This is a genomic window from Bradyrhizobium sp. Ec3.3 (assembly GCF_000472925.1).
In the GTDB taxonomy this organism is placed as follows: Bacteria; Pseudomonadota; Alphaproteobacteria; order Rhizobiales; family Xanthobacteraceae; genus Bradyrhizobium.
The window spans coordinates 54,426-70,835 of the sequence record NZ_AXAS01000002.1; the positions used below are offsets into that span (position 1 = coordinate 54,426).

Annotated in this window: 19 protein-coding genes, 1 tRNA gene and 1 pseudogene; 7 read left to right on the forward strand and 14 right to left on the reverse strand. The window is 63.3% G+C overall.

Annotated elements, in window-relative coordinates:
• Window positions 1-296: 296 nt before the first annotated feature.
• The 7 genes from rplL to secE form a co-directional block, all read right to left on the reverse strand.
• Entirely contained in the window at window positions 297-674 is a 378-nt protein-coding gene (rplL, locus tag YUU_RS0102740; RefSeq protein WP_027520973.1) for a 50S ribosomal protein L7/L12, read from the reverse strand.
• A gap of 54 nt (window positions 675-728) precedes the next feature.
• Entirely contained in the window at window positions 729-1,247 is a 519-nt protein-coding gene (rplJ, locus tag YUU_RS0102745; RefSeq protein ID WP_027520974.1) for a 50S ribosomal protein L10, read from the reverse strand.
• A 582-nt stretch (window positions 1,248-1,829) separates the two neighbouring features.
• Complete coding sequence (locus YUU_RS0102750; RefSeq protein ID WP_027520975.1) at window positions 1,830-2,783, reverse strand: 2-hydroxyacid dehydrogenase; 954 nt, start codon at window positions 2,781-2,783, stop codon at window positions 1,830-1,832.
• A gap of 91 nt (window positions 2,784-2,874) precedes the next feature.
• Window positions 2,875-3,567, reverse strand: coding sequence for a 50S ribosomal protein L1 (gene rplA, locus YUU_RS0102755; protein ID WP_027520976.1), 693 nt, complete (start codon window positions 3,565-3,567; stop codon window positions 2,875-2,877).
• Between the two features lie 6 nt (window positions 3,568-3,573).
• Window positions 3,574-4,002: a 50S ribosomal protein L11 gene (rplK, locus tag YUU_RS0102760; RefSeq protein ID WP_011088164.1), complete on the reverse strand. Its 429-nt coding sequence runs from the start codon at window positions 4,000-4,002 to the stop codon at window positions 3,574-3,576.
• Between the two features lie 133 nt (window positions 4,003-4,135).
• Complete coding sequence (nusG, locus tag YUU_RS0102765; RefSeq protein WP_027520977.1) at window positions 4,136-4,693, reverse strand: transcription termination/antitermination protein NusG; 558 nt, start codon at window positions 4,691-4,693, stop codon at window positions 4,136-4,138.
• On the reverse strand, window positions 4,693-4,884 hold the full coding sequence (gene secE, locus YUU_RS0102770) for a preprotein translocase subunit SecE (RefSeq protein ID WP_027520978.1): 192 nt from the start codon (window positions 4,882-4,884) through the stop codon (window positions 4,693-4,695). The genes nusG and secE overlap by 1 nt, the downstream gene beginning before the upstream one ends.
• A gap of 367 nt (window positions 4,885-5,251) precedes the next feature.
• Between secE and YUU_RS0102775 the strand changes: the two genes are divergently transcribed.
• On the forward strand, window positions 5,252-5,617 hold the full coding sequence (locus YUU_RS0102775) for a hypothetical protein (protein ID WP_027520979.1): 366 nt from the start codon (window positions 5,252-5,254) through the stop codon (window positions 5,615-5,617).
• Between the two features lie 55 nt (window positions 5,618-5,672).
• Here YUU_RS0102775 and YUU_RS0102780 read toward each other — a convergent pair.
• Window positions 5,673-5,748, reverse strand: a tRNA-Trp gene (locus YUU_RS0102780).
• Window positions 5,749-5,896: 148 nt separating this feature from the next.
• Here YUU_RS0102780 and YUU_RS0102785 point away from each other — a divergent pair.
• Complete coding sequence (locus YUU_RS0102785; RefSeq protein WP_027520980.1) at window positions 5,897-7,120, forward strand: serine hydrolase; 1,224 nt, start codon at window positions 5,897-5,899, stop codon at window positions 7,118-7,120.
• Window positions 7,121-7,295: 175 nt separating this feature from the next.
• Here the strand turns inward: YUU_RS0102785 and YUU_RS0102790 are convergent, their stop codons facing one another.
• Complete coding sequence (locus YUU_RS0102790) at window positions 7,296-8,063, reverse strand: SDR family NAD(P)-dependent oxidoreductase (RefSeq protein ID WP_027520981.1); 768 nt, start codon at window positions 8,061-8,063, stop codon at window positions 7,296-7,298.
• Window positions 8,064-8,135: 72 nt separating this feature from the next.
• Window positions 8,136-8,834, reverse strand: coding sequence for a histidine phosphatase family protein (locus YUU_RS0102795; protein WP_027520982.1), 699 nt, complete (start codon window positions 8,832-8,834; stop codon window positions 8,136-8,138).
• 137 nt (window positions 8,835-8,971) lie between these two features.
• Here YUU_RS0102795 and YUU_RS0102800 point away from each other — a divergent pair, with 137 nt between their 5' ends.
• From YUU_RS0102800 to YUU_RS49940, 4 genes and pseudogenes are all read left to right on the forward strand, one after another.
• Window positions 8,972-9,757 (forward strand): SDR family NAD(P)-dependent oxidoreductase, encoded by a 786-nt coding sequence (locus tag YUU_RS0102800; RefSeq protein WP_027520983.1) that lies wholly within the window; start codon window positions 8,972-8,974, stop codon window positions 9,755-9,757.
• Between the two features lie 363 nt (window positions 9,758-10,120).
• Window positions 10,121-11,293, forward strand: a complete 1,173-nt coding sequence (argE, locus tag YUU_RS0102805) for an acetylornithine deacetylase (protein WP_027520984.1) — start codon at window positions 10,121-10,123, stop codon at window positions 11,291-11,293.
• 7 nt (window positions 11,294-11,300) lie between these two features.
• Window positions 11,301-11,690, forward strand: coding sequence for an immunity 8 family protein (locus tag YUU_RS0102810; protein ID WP_027520985.1), 390 nt, complete (start codon window positions 11,301-11,303; stop codon window positions 11,688-11,690).
• Window positions 11,691-11,835: 145 nt separating this feature from the next.
• Window positions 11,836-12,138: pseudogene (locus tag YUU_RS49940) on the forward strand (GIY-YIG nuclease family protein).
• A 108-nt stretch (window positions 12,139-12,246) separates the two neighbouring features.
• Here the strand turns inward: YUU_RS49940 and YUU_RS0102820 are convergent.
• Both YUU_RS0102820 and YUU_RS0102825 read right to left on the reverse strand, forming a co-directional pair.
• Window positions 12,247-13,305 carry a phosphotransferase family protein gene (locus YUU_RS0102820; RefSeq protein WP_027520986.1) on the reverse strand — a complete coding sequence of 353 codons (1,059 nt, stop codon included), beginning with the start codon at window positions 13,303-13,305 and terminating at the stop codon, window positions 12,247-12,249.
• A gap of 59 nt (window positions 13,306-13,364) precedes the next feature.
• On the reverse strand, window positions 13,365-14,603 hold the full coding sequence (locus YUU_RS0102825; RefSeq protein ID WP_027520987.1) for an acyl-CoA dehydrogenase family protein: 1,239 nt from the start codon (window positions 14,601-14,603) through the stop codon (window positions 13,365-13,367).
• Window positions 14,604-14,821: 218 nt separating this feature from the next.
• Between YUU_RS0102825 and YUU_RS0102830 the strand changes: the two genes are divergently transcribed.
• A complete protein-coding gene (locus YUU_RS0102830) occupies window positions 14,822-15,484 on the forward strand; it encodes a TetR/AcrR family transcriptional regulator (RefSeq protein ID WP_027520988.1) in 663 nt (220 codons plus the stop codon).
• Window positions 15,485-15,491: 7 nt separating this feature from the next.
• Here the strand turns inward: YUU_RS0102830 and YUU_RS0102835 are convergent, their stop codons facing one another.
• Together YUU_RS0102835 and YUU_RS0102840 are read right to left on the reverse strand one after the other, a co-directional pair.
• Entirely contained in the window at window positions 15,492-15,884 is a 393-nt protein-coding gene (locus tag YUU_RS0102835) for a RidA family protein (RefSeq protein ID WP_027520989.1), read from the reverse strand.
• A gap of 103 nt (window positions 15,885-15,987) precedes the next feature.
• Window positions 15,988-16,203 (reverse strand): hypothetical protein, encoded by a 216-nt coding sequence (locus tag YUU_RS0102840; RefSeq protein WP_027520990.1) that lies wholly within the window; start codon window positions 16,201-16,203, stop codon window positions 15,988-15,990.
• Window positions 16,204-16,410 lie beyond the last annotated feature (207 nt).

Consider the following 16,410-nt stretch of genomic DNA (forward strand, 5'->3'; position numbering starts at 1 on the left):
CGATTGTCTTCACGGACTGCAAAAGCCCGAAATAGCCTGCTCTCCCAACGGCTTGCGGGAAACTCCGCCTTCCACGCCCACCGTGCTTTCGTGCTGTCGACCCGATATGGGGCGACAATAGTGGAGATTCGAGGGGTAAGCCCTCAAATCCCCACACTTTTTCGTGTTCAGCCCGCGTCGGGATGTCCCGTCGCACGCCTTTTGCATTCGACCCGCCTGCCGTGACCGGAACCGGCCATCGGCCTCGCGGGCCAAGATCCCGGGCTCGCCCGGGATCCCGCTCCAGCAAGCTGCGCTTACTTGAGCTCGACCTTCGCGCCCGCCTTTTCGAGCTGGGCCTTGATCTTGTCGGCTTCTTCCTTGTTCACGCCTTCCTTGACCGGCTTCGGCGCGCCCTCGACGAGGTCCTTCGCCTCCTTCAGGCCCAGGCCGGTGATGGCGCGGACTTCCTTGATGACCTCGATCTTCTTGTCGCCGGAAGCAGCGAGAACGACCGTGAACTCGGTCTTCTCTTCGGCCGGAGCGGCGGCAGCGCCACCGGCAGCCGGGCCGGCCACCGCGACGGCGGCAGCGGCGGACACGCCCCACTTCTCTTCGAGGAGCTTGGCGAGCTCAGCGGCTTCGAGCACGGTGAGGCTCGAGAGGTCGTCAACGATCTTCTGCAAGTCAGCCATTGTTCTGTTTCCTTAAGTGTAAGTCTGGTTCGGGTTTGAGTTTTGCGAAGGGCGTCAGGCCGCTTCGCCCTTTGAGGCATGAGCCTGAATGACGCGTGCGAGCTTGCCCGCCGGCGCATTCGCGAGCTGGGCGAGCTTGGTCGCCGGAGCCACGATGAGGCCGACGATCTTGCCGCGCAGTTCGTCAAGCGACGGCAGCGAGGCAAGTGCCTTCACGCCGTCGACATTCAGGACGGTCTTGCCCATCGAGCCGCCGATGATGACGAACTTTTCGTTCGCCTTGGCGAAGTCGATGGCGACCTTCGGCGCCGCTACCGGATCGTTCGAAGTCGCGATCACGGTCGGCCCCTTCAGCATGGGGCCGATGGCAACGACGTCAGTGCCTTCAAGAGCAATTTTGGCGAGACGGTTCTTCGAGACCTTCACCGAGGCGCCAGCCTGCTTCATCTGCATGCGCAGCTTCTGCATCTGGGCGACAGTGAGGCCGGAATATTGAGCAACGACCGCGACGCTCGTGGTCTTGAAGACCTCATTGAGCTGTTCGACCGCTTCCTTTTTTGCCGCTCGTTCCACAGCAAGCTCTCTCCGGTTGGCGGTCGTCGCGCGAAAGGCGGGACCGCCGGGTTGCACCCATCGTCCCACCCAAACCTGAACCTCTGGGCCAAAACCCTTCGGACACGCCGGGCAAGACGACAATTCAAAGCCTGCCCTCCCGGAACCCTTGTGAGGCCCACGGGGTGTCGAGGTCCGAACCAAACCCATTCCGAGCCGCCCAAGGGGTGGCTGCGAAGTGAAATCCGGTCTTCACCCGTCTATGCAGGCCATGCGATTAAGCCGTTGGGAAATCGGGATTTCCCGCGGGCGCCTGCAGTCTTGGACAGGACAAGGCCCGCCGGCATGCCGGTTGACCTCTGCCCGCATTCCACCAACGTGATGAGGTCTCTTTCCTTTTCGGGCAAATCCTCGCGGACGTCCTGAGAAGGAATGATCTCCTATCGTGCCGGGTTTTCGGAATGCGTGCACGGACGCGCCAGCTACGGCCAGCACGTCCGGAGGCGGTGCTTTAACCGCTCTTGACGGCCTTGCCAAGAGCAAAATTCACACCAGTTCCAATTGATTGCCCGGGAGCCTTGACGCGGCGGCGAAAGGGCTGACTCAGGCCGTTTTGACAGCGTAAGGCAGCGGCCGCCCTGCAAAGAACGCGGTCAGGTTCGCCAGCGCGCAGTCCTGCATCGCGACGTGCGATTCCAGGGTGTGGCCACCGATATGCGGAGCGAGCACCACGTTGGGCAGCGCGGTCAGCGCACCCGGCGCGTGCGGCTCCTTCGCATAGACGTCGAGGCCGGCGCCGGCGATCAGCTTGTCGGTCAGCGCTGCAACGAGGGCCTTCTCGTCGATCACCGAGCCGCGCGAGATATTGACGACATATCCATCCTCGCCCAACCGCTTGAGGATGTCGGCGTTGACGGCGTGATGGGTCTCGGCGCCGGCGCGGACCGCAACCATGAGCACGCTGCACCAGTCGGCGAGCGCCTCCAGCGTGGGGAAATATTGATAGGGCACGTCGTGGCGCGAGCGGCTGAAATAACCGACCTCGCTCTCGAACGCCGCACAGCGCGCGGCGATCTTGCGGCCGACCTCGCCCATGCCGTAGACGCCGATGCGGCGGCCGGGCATGCCCGCCTGCGGCCGCATCATCGGCGAAGGTTTTGACGCGGCCCAATCGCCGCTGCGGACGTATTGATCCGCAACCAGGATCCGGCGGGTGGCGGCGAGCATCAAGGTCATCGCGATATCGGCGACCGAGGCCGCATTGGCTCCCGGGCTATGGCCGACCGCGATGTTGCGCGCAGCGGCAGTCTTCAGGTCGACGCCGTCATAGCCGGTGCCGTAGCAGACGATTGCCCCCAGCTTCGGGAAGAGATCCATTGCGCCTGCGCCGAGCGGTCTGCCGCCGCCCGTGAGCAGCGCGCGGACGTCACCTAACTTGTCGCTTGAAAACACCTCCTGCGCCGGCTTGCCGGCGGTGTCGAGCAATTCAAACCGCTCGGCGAAGCGCGCCATCATCGTCTTCGGGAAGCGCGAGTAGATCAGGACCTTGTCCGCCATTGTTATTGTTTCCCGTGAACGACCTCACAAACGGAAGGGGCAGAATCGGTTGCCCAATTCCGCCCCTGTCCGCATCTGTTGATCTATTGCCTTAGCCGAGGATCGTGCCCGGCTCGACCTTCACGCCCGGGCCCATGGTCGAGGACACCGCGACGCGCTGGATGTAGGTGCCCTTGGAGCCTGCCGGCTTCGCCTTGGAGACCGCATCCGCGAGCGCCTTGACGTTCTCGACCAGTTTCTCCTCGGAGAACGAGGCCTTGCCGACGCCGGCCTGCACGATGCCGGCCTTCTCAACGCGGAACTCGACCGAACCGCCCTTGGCGCCCTTGACGGCGCTGGTGACGTCCATGGTCACGGTGCCGATCTTCGGGTTCGGCATCAGGCCGCGCGGGCCGAGCACCTTACCGAGACGGCCGACCAGCGGCATCATGTCGGGGGTCGCGATACAACGGTCGAAGTCGATGGTGCCGTTCTGCACCTTCTCGACCAGGTCCTCGGCGCCGACGACGTCGGCACCCGCGGCCTTGGCTTCGTCCGCCTTGGCGCCGCGCGCGAACACGCCGACGCGCAGGGTGCGGCCGGTGCCGTTCGGCAGGTTCACGACGCCACGGACCATCTGGTCGGCGTGACGGGGATCGACGCCGAGATTGATCGCGATCTCGATCGTCTCGTCGAACTTCGACTTCGCGCGCTCCTTGACCATCTTGATGGCGTCCGCGAGCGGATAGAGCTTCTCGCGATCAACGCCCTCGCGGGCCTTCCTCAAACGCTTTCCGATTGCCATGGCCCGTTACCCCGCAACTTCCAGACCCATCGAACGGGCGGAGCCCTCGACCATCTTCATGGCCGATTCAATGGTATCGCAATTCAGGTCCTTCATCTTCTTCTCGGCGATCTCGCGCACCTGCGCCTTGGTCACCTTGCCGGCCTTGTCACGGCCCGGCGCCTTCGAGCCAGACTGGATCTTGGCAGCCTGCTTGAGGAAGTAGGACATCGGCGGCGTCTTCATCTCGAAGGTGAAGGAACGGTCCGCATAGATGGTGATGATCACCGGGATCGGGGTGTTCTTCTCTTCCTTCTGGGTCTGGGCGTTGAACGCCTTGCAGAACTCCATGATGTTGAGACCGCGCTGACCAAGCGCGGGACCGATCGGGGGCGAGGGATTCGCCGCACCGGCCGGGACCTGAAGCTTCAGGTATCCGGTCACTTTCTTTGCCATGTATCACTCCTGTTGTGCCGGCCCGAAGGCTGGCGGTTTCAGGTTCGTGGTCGGGATCGTTAGCGGCTGGCGACCGCCCCTCTCCTCCCACGGCCTCTCAAATGCGCGAGGCCAAGGCCTCACGCGTACCCGGTCAGACCTTCTCGACCTGACCGAATTCCAGTTCCACCGGCGTTGCGCGGCCGAAGATCGACACCGCGACCTTCACGCGCGAGCGCGCCTCGTCGATTTCCTCGACGACACCGGAGAACGATGCGAACGGGCCATCGGCCACGCGCACGTTCTCGCCGATCTCAAACGACACCGACGCCTTCGGCCGCTCCACGCCCTCCTGCACCTGGTGCAGGATGCGCATCGCCTCGGCTTCCGAGATCGGCATCGGCTTGTTTTCCGCGCCCAGGAAGCCCGTGACCTTCGGGGTGTTCTTGATCAGATGAAACGCCTCGTCGGTCAGCTTCATCTTCACCAGCACGTAGCCCGGGAAGAACTTGCGCTCGGCGTCGATCTTGCGGCCGCGGCGCACTTCCGTGACCTTCTCGGTCGGCACCAGCACCTGCTCGAAGAGTTCCTCGAGGTTGCGCTGTTTGGCCTGCTCGCGGATCGATTCGGCGACTTTCTTCTCGAAGTTCGAGTACGCGTGGACGATGTACCAGCGCTTGTCGGACGATTGAGTTGCTGCGGCTGTTGCCATCAGTGAATGCCCAAAAGAAGGGTGACGAGGTAACGGATGATCTGGTCGGCGGCGAAGAAGAAGATCGACGCCAGGGCAACCATGACGAACACCATGATCGTGGTGATCGTGGTCTCGCGACGGGTCGGCCAGGTGACCTTCGCGGTCTCCGAGCGCACTTCCTGCAAGAACTTGAACGGGCTGACTGCCATCGTTGATGTCCAACGTCCGACGTGAGACGAGAAAAAGATTTAAAGGGATCCGAACAGCCGCCGTCTGCCCAACCCTCTTCGCTTGAAGGATGAGCCGGAAACCGGGCTCGATTGTTCGGGGATTTCAAGGCCGCGCCGGAAATCCGCGTCTAACGGGCCGGCTGCAGGTGGCGGGTATCTACTGCGGATGGGGCCAAAGGTCAAGGTGCGGGCAGCCCGTCCCGTCAGGCCCTATTCCCGGGCAGCCGTACGAGAGCCGATCAGGATCAAGGGCTTATCGGGCCGGGATGAAGCTCCGCCGGAGCTTCGAACCCGCCCTCGCAAGGGCGACACCAAGGGGTGGGCATGAACCCTTTAGGAGGCGACCATGCTGAAGCCCATTGCCGCGTTGACGACCCTGATTGCCACCACCGCGCTGACAATTGCCGCTGCGATTACCGCCGTGACCGCCCTTCTCGCGCTGGCCGCGCCCGCCGTCCATGCCGCCGGCCTGTCGCCGAATCTCAGCATCCACACCACCGGTGTGAACACCACGACACTGGCGCCGGGCCGCACGTACAATGGCTACCCGTCGTCCTGCGCCGCCCCGCCCGCCTATGGCGCGCCGCGTCCCTCACGGGGCTCGGTCACCTTCAGCGCGAACGGCCAGTTCGACGATTCCACCGGCAACCTCAATCCTGGCAGCGGCGGCGGTTCGGGCACGCCGACGGTCAAGAAGCCCAATTTGCAATGATTGGACTTGCCCCGCTTCACATCTGATTCTGTTGGATTTGGCTGGCAGACTTAGCTGGCAGGAGTGGCAGGGCTCGAACCTGCGACCCCCGGTTTTGGAGACCGGTGCTCTACCAATTGAGCTACACTCCTACAGACCCGCGTCGCCGCAGGTCAGGGCCGCTTTCAAGCACAGGGGGCGGCCGGTTTGCAAGGGAGAAGCGCAGGCGAGGCGCTTGTTCACACCGCGACTTCCGGGCCACAGTTCATCCTGAACCAGAACAACAACCCGGGAGTGACAATGAGCGCTCAAACCGCCTCGAAGCCGAAAATTGCGACACCGACCCCGCCTTTGCCCGAGGCCAGACCCGAAACGCTGGGCCTGTCGCGCCCCCGCCTCCAGGCGATGTCGGATGCCTTCAAGCGCGAAATCGACAAGGGAACCGTTCCCGGCGTGACCGTGCTGGTGGCCCGCCGCGGCCAGGTCGGCTGGTTCGAGGCGCTCGGCCGGCAGAGCCCGGCGGCTCCGGTGCCGATGGCGCATGATTCGATCTTCCGCATCTTCTCGATGACGAAGCCGATCGTGTCGGTCGGCATCATGACGCTGGTCGAGGACGGCCATGTCCTGCTCAGCGATCCCATTGCCAAGTACATCCCCGAATTCGCCAAGCCACAGGTCGGCGTCGTCAGCGGTGGCAAGCTCGAACTGGTTCCGGCCCACCGTCCGATCACGGTCCAGGACCTGCTCCGCCACACCTCCGGCATCACCTACGAGCACCAGGGCGACGGCCCCGTGCACAAGCTCTACCAGGAGTCCCGTGTCCGCAGCCGCAAGATCACCAACGCCGAGCACGCCGCCCTGGTCGCGAGCTTCCCGCTGGTCTGCCAGCCCGGCGCGGAATTGAATTACAGCCGCTCGACCGACCTTCTTGGACGCATCATCGAGGTCGTCAGCGGCAAGTCACTCGGCGCCTTCCTGAGCGAGCGTGTCCTCGCCCCCCTTCAGATGACCGAGACCGGTTTCTCGACCAGCGAGGCCAATGCCTCCCGCCTCGCCGAGCCCTTCCCCACCGATCCCTGGACCGGCGACAAGATCGCCCTCTTCAACATGCTGGAGCGGCCGGCGATGGAGTCCGGCGGCGGCGGTCTGGTCTCCACCACCATGGACTACGCCCGCTTCGCGCTGATGCTGCGCAACGGCGGCACGCTCGATGGTGCCCGCATCATCGGCCGCAAGACGCTGGAGCTTATGGCCTCCGATCACCTGAGCCCGAACGTGAAGATCAACGGCACGCTGCTCGCGCCTGGCCACGGCTTCGGCCTCGGCTTCGCCGTCCGCAGAGAGCCCGGCATCGCGCCCTTCCCCGGCAGCGTCGGCCAGTTCTTCTGGAGCGGCATCGCCGGCACCTTCTTCTGGATCGACCCGAAGGAGGACTTGGTCGCAGTATTCATGAGCCAGGGCCCGGGACAGCGCGACTATACGCGGACGCTGGTGCGGAATCTCGTGTACGCGGCGGTGGAGTGACGCGGGAGCTGTATCCGGCCCCTCCGCTGTCATGCCCCGCGAAGGCGGGGCATCCAGTACTCCGCGGCTGGAGTTGGTTTACCCAACCACCGCCGCGGAGTACTGGATCGTCCGCTTTCGCGGACGATGACGCCTGAGTAGGGGCGGTATGCTTGCCCTTTCCCGCGCGAACGCGTCAACTGATCGTCGCGCCGCCGTCGATGACCATGGTCTGGCCGGTCATGAAGTCGCCGGCCTTAGAGCCGAGGAACACCGCCGCGCCTGCGATCTCGTCGGGGATGCCGATGCGCAAAAGCGGCGAGCGCGAGGTCGAGGCCTTCAGGTTCTCCGGATTGTCCCACAGCGCCTTCGCGAAATCGGTCTTGATCAGGCCTGGCGCGATGCAGTTCACGCGGATGTTGTGCTTGCCGTATTCGCAGGCGAGGTTCCGCGCGAGCTGCATGTCGGCGGCCTTGGAGATCGCGTAGGCGCCGAGGATGGTCGAGCCTTTGAGGCCGCCGATCGAGGAGACGATGATGACCGAGCCGTCCTTGCGCTCGATCATCTGCGGTACCACCATCGAGATCAGCCAGTTGTTGGCGACGATGTTGTTGTCGAGGATTTTTCGGAACTGATCATCGGAGATGCCGGCAAGCGGACCGTAATACGGATTCGAAGCGGCGTTGCAGACCAGCACGTCGATCTTGCCGAAGGCGCGGTTGCTCTCGTCGACGAGGTTTTGCAGATTTTCCTTCGAGGAGATGTTGGCGGCAATCGCGACCGCGGTGCCCTTGCTGAACCTGTCGTTGATTCCCTTCGCCACCTCCTCGCAGACGTCAGCCTTGCGCGAGGAGATCACGACCTTGGCCCCGTGCTCGGCCATGCGCTCGGCGATCGCAAGCCCGATGCCACGCGTCGATCCCGTGATGACGGCGACTTTTCCCTTCATGTCGAACAAGGTCATGTTTCTCTCCCACAATTGACGACGTTGATTTGTTCGCAAGCTCGAGCCGCGGCCGCGCTCAGCGGCGACGGCTCACGCGAGCTTCTTGACTTCCGGCCCTGCGGGCTGATGCATCGCGTTGTGCCTGTCGTCCGCGATCCATGGCTGCTGGTTCACCATCGGCAGGCGCCAGACGACGCGCTCTGCTGTCGCGAAATGATCGAGCCGCGTCACCGAGACATTATCGATGTCGAAGGAGAGTCCCTTCTCAGGCTCGCCGCCGAGCGCGAGCCCCAGCGCCGCCTTGATCGTGCCGCCATGCGTAACCGCGATCACGTCCTGCCCCGCCTGCTCGCGATTGATCCGTTCGATCGTGCGGCAGGTGCGGTTGTAAAGATCCATGAAACTTTCGCCGCCTGGCGCGGGCTCGTTGATGTCGGCGAACCAGCTACTGCCCGCAGGGCGGCTCGCGACGAAGGCAGCACGATTCATGCCCTGCCACTCGCCGAGATTCTGCTCGGCGAAATCCGCTTCCCACGTCATGCTGGCTGGCTTCGGAAAGCCGGCCGCCCAGATCGCCTCCGCCGTCTGATGCGTGCGCATCAGATTGCTCGAGTACCAGACCGCATCTCGCGGCAGGATTTTTGCGACCGCCTCGAACACCTCCAGGTCGCTGGTGTCGCAGGCGAGATCCTTCTGACCGTAGATGTTGCCGCCGTCATTGCGCACCGGCGCGTGACGGACCCACCACCACCGCGTGGTGACGACTTTTGGCTTGTCCTGGTTCGACATCATCGAAACCCTTCCATCCCGTTTGATGTCGCTGTACGTGAGTAGCGAACGTGTCTCAAGACACTTTGCCGTTTGAAATTCTGTTTGAAATTCCGTCGCGCGGCAAGCGTCGCGCGAGAGCCACCAGGGAGAAACGCATGGGCCGCCTGCAAGGCAAATCCGTCATCATCACCGGCGCGGGCAGCGGCATCGGCCGCGCCGCATCGCTTCTGTTCACGAAAGAAGGCGCAAGACTGATCGCGGTCGATCGCACCGAGGGTGTGAAGGAGACAATCGAGGAGATCAAGCGCGCCGGCGGCACCGCCGAGGCCATGATCGCTGACGCGGGTTCCGAGAAGGACGTCATGGCCGTCATCGACAAGGCGGTGAAGACGCACGGCCGGCTCGACGTGATCTGGGCCAATGCCGGCGTCTCGGGCGGGCTCGTGCCGCTCGCCGAGCAGACGGTGGAGCATTGGCAGGAGGTGTTGCGCGTCAACCTGATCGGCCCCTTCCTCGCGGTGAAGTACGCGATGCCGCACATGGTGCAGCAGCAATCCGGCGCGATCGTGCTGACGGCGTCGGTCGCGGGCCTCAAGGCTGGTGCCAGCGGCCATCCCTACGCCGCGAGCAAGGCTGGCGTGATCAGCCTGGTGCAGACGACAGCCTATTCGCTCTCCGGCACCGGCGTGCGCATCAACGCGGTGTGCCCCGGGCTGATTGAAACCGGCATGACGAAGCCGATCTTCGATCGCGCCAAGGAGCGCGGCACCGCCGACAAGATCGGCCAGCTCAATCCGCTCAAGCGCCCCGGCCAGCCGCACGAGCTCGCGGCAATGGGATTGTTCCTGGCGAGCGACGAGGCGTCGTACGTCAACGGTCAGGCCTTTCCGGTCGACGGCGGCCTCACCGCGTCGATGCCGTACACGGGCAAGCCGGTTTGACGCTCGCGTACCCCGGACGCAGCGCAGCGCGCTAGCGATGCGCTGCTGAGCCGGGGCCCATGCTTCCCGACGACACGACCGAAGTGGGTCCCGGCTCTGCGGCGCAGCGTTACACGCTGCACCGCGTCCGGGACACGATACTTTACGTGTGGCACTTCACCGTTCCCAGCATCATCAGGACAAAATCCCAAAGCTGATCTGCCCAACGGCACCAGCGATTCCTTTTTCCTCGAAAACAACCCCATGCAAAGTAGGATCGCGCCGTGTGCTACGGGCAGGTGATTTGCCCGACGGGCACCGCCGTTGGTATGGTTCGTGCACGCGGCTGAGCCGCCCACCTCTCCTTTTCCCAAGAACCAGACAATGCCAGGCCAAAGACCCGACCGTATTTGCAAACTGCTCGCCGACCTCGTCGCCTTCGACACCGTGAGCGACCGCTCGAACCTGCCTCTGATCGCCTATATCGAGAGCTATCTTGCCTCCTTCGGCGTCAGCGGACAGCGGATCGTGGATGTGACCGGGCAGAAGGCCTCGCTCTGGGTCACCATTGGCCCTGAGGACCGCGCCGGCCTCGTGCTGTCGGGTCATACCGACGTCGTGCCCGTCGTAGGCCAGACATGGACCCACGATCCGTTCAAGCTGATCGAGCGCGACGGCCGCCTCTACGGACGTGGCACCACCGACATGAAAGGCTTCGTCGCCGTGTGCCTTGCCATGGTGCCCGAGATGGTTGAGGCGAAGCTGACCACGCCGATCCATCTTGCGATCTCCTATGACGAGGAGATCGGCTGCATCGGCGTGCGGCCGATGCTGCGCGAGGTTGCCAAGAAGCCGCTGCGGCCACTCGGCTGCTTCGTCGGCGAGCCCACCGAGATGAAAATCATCATCGGTCACAAGGGCAAGCACGGCGTACGCGCGACCTTCAAGGGTCTCGCCCGCCACTCCTCGATTGCCCCCGATGGCGTCAACGCCATCGAATATGCGGCCGAGCTGATCACCGAGATCCGCCGCCGAGCCGTTCAGCTTGCCGCAAAGGCGGAGCAGAACAGCCCCTACGACGTCCCGCACGCGACGCTGCTGACGAGCATCGTGCATGGCGGTGCCGCGCTCAACATCGTGCCGGATACCTGCACCGTCGAGTTCGAATGCCGCGGGCTCGGCATCACCGAGTCACGAGAGGTGACGGATGCGATCATCGCCTGGGCCAAGGCCGAGATCGAGCCGGCGATGAAGAAACGCCGCCCGGAATGCGGCATCGATTTCGAGGAGATCCTCGACTATCCCGCCCTCGACATGCAGGCGGACGATGCCATCGTCACGCTCGCCAAGAAGCTCGCCGGCCGCAACGACCACGCCAAGGTCGCCTTCGGCACCGAGGCGAGCCTGTTCGTCAGCATCGCCGACATCCCATCGGTGGTGGTCGGCCCCGGCTCGATCGCCCAGGCGCACACGCCGGACGAGTTCGTGGAGATGTCGGAGCTGGAGAAGTGCGGGGATTTTGTCGCGAAGCTGATCGCGCATTGCGCGACGAGTTAGACGACAAATGGCGCCCGCAGAGAAGGTTCGAGCCCAACTGAGATCGCTATACAGTCCGGAGGCGGATCCGCTCGATCAATTCATGCCGAATGGACCGTTCGGGATTTTGGTCATGGCTATGATTGGACCTGCGGATGGCATGGGCGAAGAGTCCTTCGAGTTCATGCTCTGCACCCCCGATTGGTTCGCCTCAAAGATGAAGGGCGATATCGTCGAAGGGAGGCACTATCTCTTTGTCAAGGAATTCAACTACGCGCAGCTGGAACGGTTTGTCGAAGACTATTGCGCTAGATACTCTGCAAGTTCCTGGCGCGAGGTGGCCGAAAGACTGGGGCGTCTCGGGAAATGGGAGTTCGAGGATTACAACGAGTACAGGCCACCCCCAGTGGCGTGGTAGCAGTAGCACGTAGCCCGCGAGACGGAACATCGTGTCCCGGATGCGGTGCGGCACGAAGTGACGCGCCGCAGAGCCGGGACCCAGAAGGATTGGCGGCGCCGTCCGAATATGCAATCTTAGGTCGCACGTCTTGAGCATCGGCTGCATGGAAATGCCCTTCTTCGTTTACATCCTCGCAAGCAAGCGAAACGGCACCCTCTATGTCTGAGTTACGAACGATCTCGTTCGCCGAATGACCGAGCACAAAGCCAAGCTCGTACCTGGCTTCACACGGCAGCATGACGTGACTTTGCTGGTTTACTTCGAGTCCTTTGCTTCAGTGCTCGAAGCGCGGTCGCGCGAACATTCGCTGAAGCGTTGGCGGCGCGCCTGGAAACTCAAATTAGTCGAGCAACTCAATCCGGATTGGCGCGATCTCACGGATGAGCTGAATTTCCTGGTGACGTGACTGGGTCCCGGCTCTGCGGAGCAGCACTTCGTGCTGCACCGCGTCCGGGACACGCGAGTTCGCACCAAGAAGAAAGGCACGGCTTCTTCGTCCGCGCCTTCCCATTCCCTACGCCGCACCCGCCTTCTGCGCGTATTCCCATGATGCCTTCGACAGCGGCACGGTGCGCTTGGCGGATTCGAGCGCTTTTGCATTCGCGGCAGTGCCGTCACGGATCCGGCCTGCGATTCCTTGCGTGATGCCGGCGAGACGGAAGAGATTGTAGGAGAAGTACCAGTTGAGATCGGGCACGCTCATCCCGGTCGCGTTGCAATAGATCTGCGCCGCTTCTTCCAGGCTCGGAATGTTGAGCGCCTTGATGTCGGCGCCTTCCAGGCCCGGCATGATCCACTGCATCAACAGATAGGTGAAGTCGGCCATGGGATCGCCGAGCGTCGACAGCTCCCAATCCAGCACGGCCTGCACGCGCGGTTCCGTCGCGTGGAAAATCATGTTGTCGAGCCGGTAGTCCCCGTGAACAATCGAGACGCGCGCCTGCTCCGGCACGGTGCGCGGCAGCCATTCGGCGACCTTCTCGAACTCCGGAATGTGCTGGGTCTCGGATGCCCGATACTGCTTGGTCCAGCGATCGATCTGCCGCGCGAAATAATTGCCGGGCTTGCCGAAATCGCCAAGGCCGATCGCAGCGGGATCGTACATGTGCAGCTTCGCCAGCGTCTCGATCTTGCTGGTGAAGATTTGTCGGCGCGCCTCGCCCGTCTGGCTCGGCAGCGTCGGATCCCAGAACACCCGGCCCTCCTCCATCGACATGATGTAGAAGGCAGCGCCGATGATGCCGTCGTCCTGGCAGAGCGCATAGGCTTTCGCGACCGGAAAGCCCTGCTTTCCGAGCGCTGCGATCACGCGATATTCGCGATCGACCGCATGCGCCGACGGCAGCAATTTGCCGAACGGTTTTCGGCGCATCACGTAGGAACGGCCGGGCGTATCCAGCCGATAGGTCGGGTTGGACTGGCCGCCCTTGAATTGCAGGACGACCAGCGGGCCCTGATAGCCTTCGACGTTCTCGCGCATCCAGTTCTCGAGCCGCAGCTCGTCGAAACGATGCCGCTCCTCGACGGGCTTGGTGCCCGAGAACTCCTCGTCTTTCCTGACGCCGTCAGCCACGATGACGCTCCCTCACAGTCTTCTCGATCTTATTCGGGAGCGCCGCCGGGCTCTCCCTTTTAGTGCTTGGGAGAGTTTGCATACTTCCGGATTTCAAGTCTGGCAATGGCGCGATTGTGCACCTCGTCCGGACCGTCGGCGAGACGGAGCGTTCGGATGCCCGCGTAGTCCTTGGCAAGACCGGCTTCATCCGAGACACCGGCGCCGCCAAAGGCCTGGATCGCCTGGTCGATGATCTTCAGCGCCATGTTGGGAGCTGCGACCTTGATCATGGCGATCTCGAGCTGCGCGGTCTTGTTGCCGACCTTGTCCATCATGTCGGCGGCCTTCAGGCACAGCAGGCGGTTCATCTCGATATCGGTACGGGCTTCGCCGATACGCTGCTCCCACACCGAGTGCTCGATGATCTTCTTGCCGAACGCGGTTCGCGACATCAGCCGCTTCACCATCTTCTCCAGCGCCTCCTCGGCCTTGCCGATTGTGCGCATGCAGTGATGGATGCGGCCGGGACCGAGGCGTCCCTGCGCGATCTCGAAGCCACGGCCTTCGCCGAGCAGGAGATTCGATGCGGGAACGCGGACATTCTCCAAGAGCACCTGGGCGTGGCCGTGCGGCGCATCGTCGAAGCCGAACACCGGCAGCATCTTCTCGATCTTGATGCCGGGCGTGTCGAGCGGCACCAGGATCTGCGACTGCTGCTGATGCTTGGCCGCGTTGATATCGGTCTTGCCCATCAGGATCGCGATCTTGCAGCGGGGGTCGCCGACACCGGACGACCACCATTTGCGGCCGTTGATGACGTAATGATCGCCGTCGCGCTCGATGCGGGTCTCGATGTTGGTAGCATCGGACGAGGCAACCGCCGGCTCCGTCATCAGGAAGGCGGAGCGGATCTCGCCGTCCATCAGTGGACGCAGCCATTTGCGCTTCTGTTCCTTGGTCCCGTAGCGGAACAAGACTTCCATGTTGCCGGTGTCGGGCGCGGAGCAGTTGAATACTTCCGAGGCCCAGGAGATGTGGCCCATCTGCTCCGAGAGCAGCGCGTATTCGAGATTGGTCAATCCCGCGCCGTGGAATTCGTCGTCGTCGTGCTCCTTGGACGGCGGCAGGAACATGTTCCAGAGGCCCTCGGCCTTGGCCTTCTTCTTCAGCTCTTCGAGAACCGGGATGACCTTCCAGCGCTCGCCCGTGTGGTCCTGCTGATTGTAGACGGGAACAGCGGGGCGCACGTGCTTGGTCATGAAGGACTGCACGCGTTCGAGCCATTCCTTCTGCTTGGGGGACATGTCGAAGTCCATGGGACGCTCCTCGTCTCTCTCTTTGAACGATCTTTTGTGCCGGACTGTCCTCCCGCCTCGCGCGGCCTGCAAGCCGCGACAACGAGCTTGCGGGCCGCTTTTCGGAACCCGGCGTCGCTGTTGCGAACGGGTCCCGATTGCGGATTGACTTTTCCCGGCCTTCAAACGATAGTTTCATACAACTGTTTGAATTGCAACTCCCTCCCCTGAGGGCACCCATGGCCAGCGATCAGACCAGATCTGCCATTCTCGCCGCCGCCGAGCGGCTCTACGCCGTTCGCGGCTTTGGCGACGTGACGCTGCGCGACATCGTCGCCGAGGCCAACGTGAACCTTGCGGCCGTGAACTACCATTTCGGCTCGAAGGACGAGTTGATCGCCGAATTGTTCGTGACGCGGAGCATCGCCCTCAATCGCGAGCGCCTGGCGGAGCTCAAGACGGCGGAAGAACAAGGCGACGGTCGCGCCTCCGTCGACGTAATCCTGCGCGCCCTCGTCGGCCCTACCCTGCACGGCTGCCTGGGGCCGGCGAACCAGCGTTCCACCGCGGCACGCTTCATGATCCGCGCCTCGATTGAATCCGTGCCGCCGATCCGCCGCATCAAGAACCGCGAGATCGACCATCTGCGCAAGTTTGCCGCCGCGATGCGCCGCGCACTGCCCGACCGCAGCGACGAGGAGATCTATTGGGGCCTGCACTTCGCGCTCGCCATGGCGCACCACACCATCCGCGAGAGCGAACGGCTGACCAAGCTGTCGGACGGCCGATGCGATCTCGACGACGTCGACGGCATCATCGAGCGCGTGGTCGGGATGGCGGTGATGGGGCTGACGGCCGGCAAGGCGGAAAGCAAGGCCCCGGCGAAGGTCGCCGCGCGCTAGAGCCGCCTCACATCATTGCGATGCAATCGATCTCGACATCGAACGGGCCAAACCATTCGGGCGTGCAGACGAAGATCCGCGCCGGCGGATCGCTGGGGAAGTAGCGCGCATAGACCGCGTTAAAAGCGGCGAAGTGCTTGGTCGAGGTGCAATAGACGTTGCACTTCATGACGTTGTCGAGGCTGGCGCCGGCAGTCTCCAGGCAGAGCTTCATCTGCTCCATGATGATCTCGCTCTGCCGTTCGATCGGCGCGGATGCGATCTCGCCGGTGTCGGGATCGAACGGCGGCAGGCCAGCGACGAAGATCATGTTGCCGGCGCGCGTCACCGGCGAGGTCGGCGCCTTCCAGCGATCGAGAAAAGTCGAGATGGGTTCGACGCGCAGCGCTTCGCGTTTCATGGGCGGACACCCTCGTCTGTAAATATAACGAAGGCAGCCTAGACGATCCGAAGGCTTCGACGTTTCGCTTAGGATCGAAGTATGCCCGCGAGGGTTCCGCCGGCTACATCCGCTGCGGCATCTCCTCGGCCTCTTCCTTCGCCAGCAGCAGCAGCATCTCGATGCCCATCTCGCCTTCCTGCGGCGAGCGGATGAACTTGATTTCCTCGGCCGACTTTTGCAGCGCCACGACGATCGCCACGGCCTGGTTGGCCGTCGCCGCCTCGGTCGCCAGAACTGCCTTCTGGTTCTTCACCTGATAACCGATCGTGTAGGACATTCGCTTCCTCCCTGCCGAACACCAGTTCGTCAGATAAAGGGATCGAATACGAGTCCGGATTGCGACGAAAGCCGGGGCAACTACGGATCATCTGTGGACAAAGGAACGCTTGCCCTCTTCAACCCGCCGTCGCGCTCACCAGGTCACCCGGAATGTTCCCGTGCCGGCGTAGCTTTGGCGCGCGCCCGAGAACTCGCCGGTGACGCG

Excerpts from the sequence above, each read along its gene's own strand:
- YUU_RS0102825 (WP_027520987.1), bottom strand. The coding sequence starts at position 14,603 with ATGGACTTCGACATGTCCCCCAAGCAGAAGGAATGGCTCGAACGCGTG.
- YUU_RS0102790 (WP_027520981.1), bottom strand. The coding sequence starts at position 8,063 with ATGACCTTGTTCGACATGAAGGGAAAAGTCGCCGTCATCACGGGATCG.
- YUU_RS0102795 (WP_027520982.1), bottom strand. The coding sequence starts at position 8,834 with ATGTCGAACCAGGACAAGCCAAAAGTCGTCACCACGCGGTGGTGGTGG.
- secE (WP_027520978.1), bottom strand. The coding sequence starts at position 4,884 with ATGGCAGTCAGCCCGTTCAAGTTCTTGCAGGAAGTGCGCTCGGAGACC.
- YUU_RS0102810 (WP_027520985.1), top strand. The coding sequence starts at position 11,301 with ATGGCGCCCGCAGAGAAGGTTCGAGCCCAACTGAGATCGCTATACAGT.
- rplK (WP_011088164.1), bottom strand. The coding sequence starts at position 4,002 with ATGGCAAAGAAAGTGACCGGATACCTGAAGCTTCAGGTCCCGGCCGGT.
- YUU_RS0102775 (WP_027520979.1), top strand. The coding sequence starts at position 5,252 with ATGCTGAAGCCCATTGCCGCGTTGACGACCCTGATTGCCACCACCGCG.
- YUU_RS0102835 (WP_027520989.1), bottom strand. The coding sequence starts at position 15,884 with ATGAAACGCGAAGCGCTGCGCGTCGAACCCATCTCGACTTTTCTCGAT.
- YUU_RS0102750 (WP_027520975.1), bottom strand. The coding sequence starts at position 2,783 with ATGGCGGACAAGGTCCTGATCTACTCGCGCTTCCCGAAGACGATGATG.
- nusG (WP_027520977.1), bottom strand. The coding sequence starts at position 4,693 with ATGGCAACAGCCGCAGCAACTCAATCGTCCGACAAGCGCTGGTACATC.
- YUU_RS0102800 (WP_027520983.1), top strand. The coding sequence starts at position 8,972 with ATGGGCCGCCTGCAAGGCAAATCCGTCATCATCACCGGCGCGGGCAGC.
- YUU_RS0102785 (WP_027520980.1), top strand. The coding sequence starts at position 5,897 with ATGAGCGCTCAAACCGCCTCGAAGCCGAAAATTGCGACACCGACCCCG.
- YUU_RS0102830 (WP_027520988.1), top strand. The coding sequence starts at position 14,822 with ATGGCCAGCGATCAGACCAGATCTGCCATTCTCGCCGCCGCCGAGCGG.
- rplL (WP_027520973.1), bottom strand. The coding sequence starts at position 674 with ATGGCTGACTTGCAGAAGATCGTTGACGACCTCTCGAGCCTCACCGTG.
- YUU_RS0102840 (WP_027520990.1), bottom strand. The coding sequence starts at position 16,203 with ATGTCCTACACGATCGGTTATCAGGTGAAGAACCAGAAGGCAGTTCTG.
- rplA (WP_027520976.1), bottom strand. The coding sequence starts at position 3,567 with ATGGCAATCGGAAAGCGTTTGAGGAAGGCCCGCGAGGGCGTTGATCGC.
- argE (WP_027520984.1), top strand. The coding sequence starts at position 10,121 with ATGCCAGGCCAAAGACCCGACCGTATTTGCAAACTGCTCGCCGACCTC.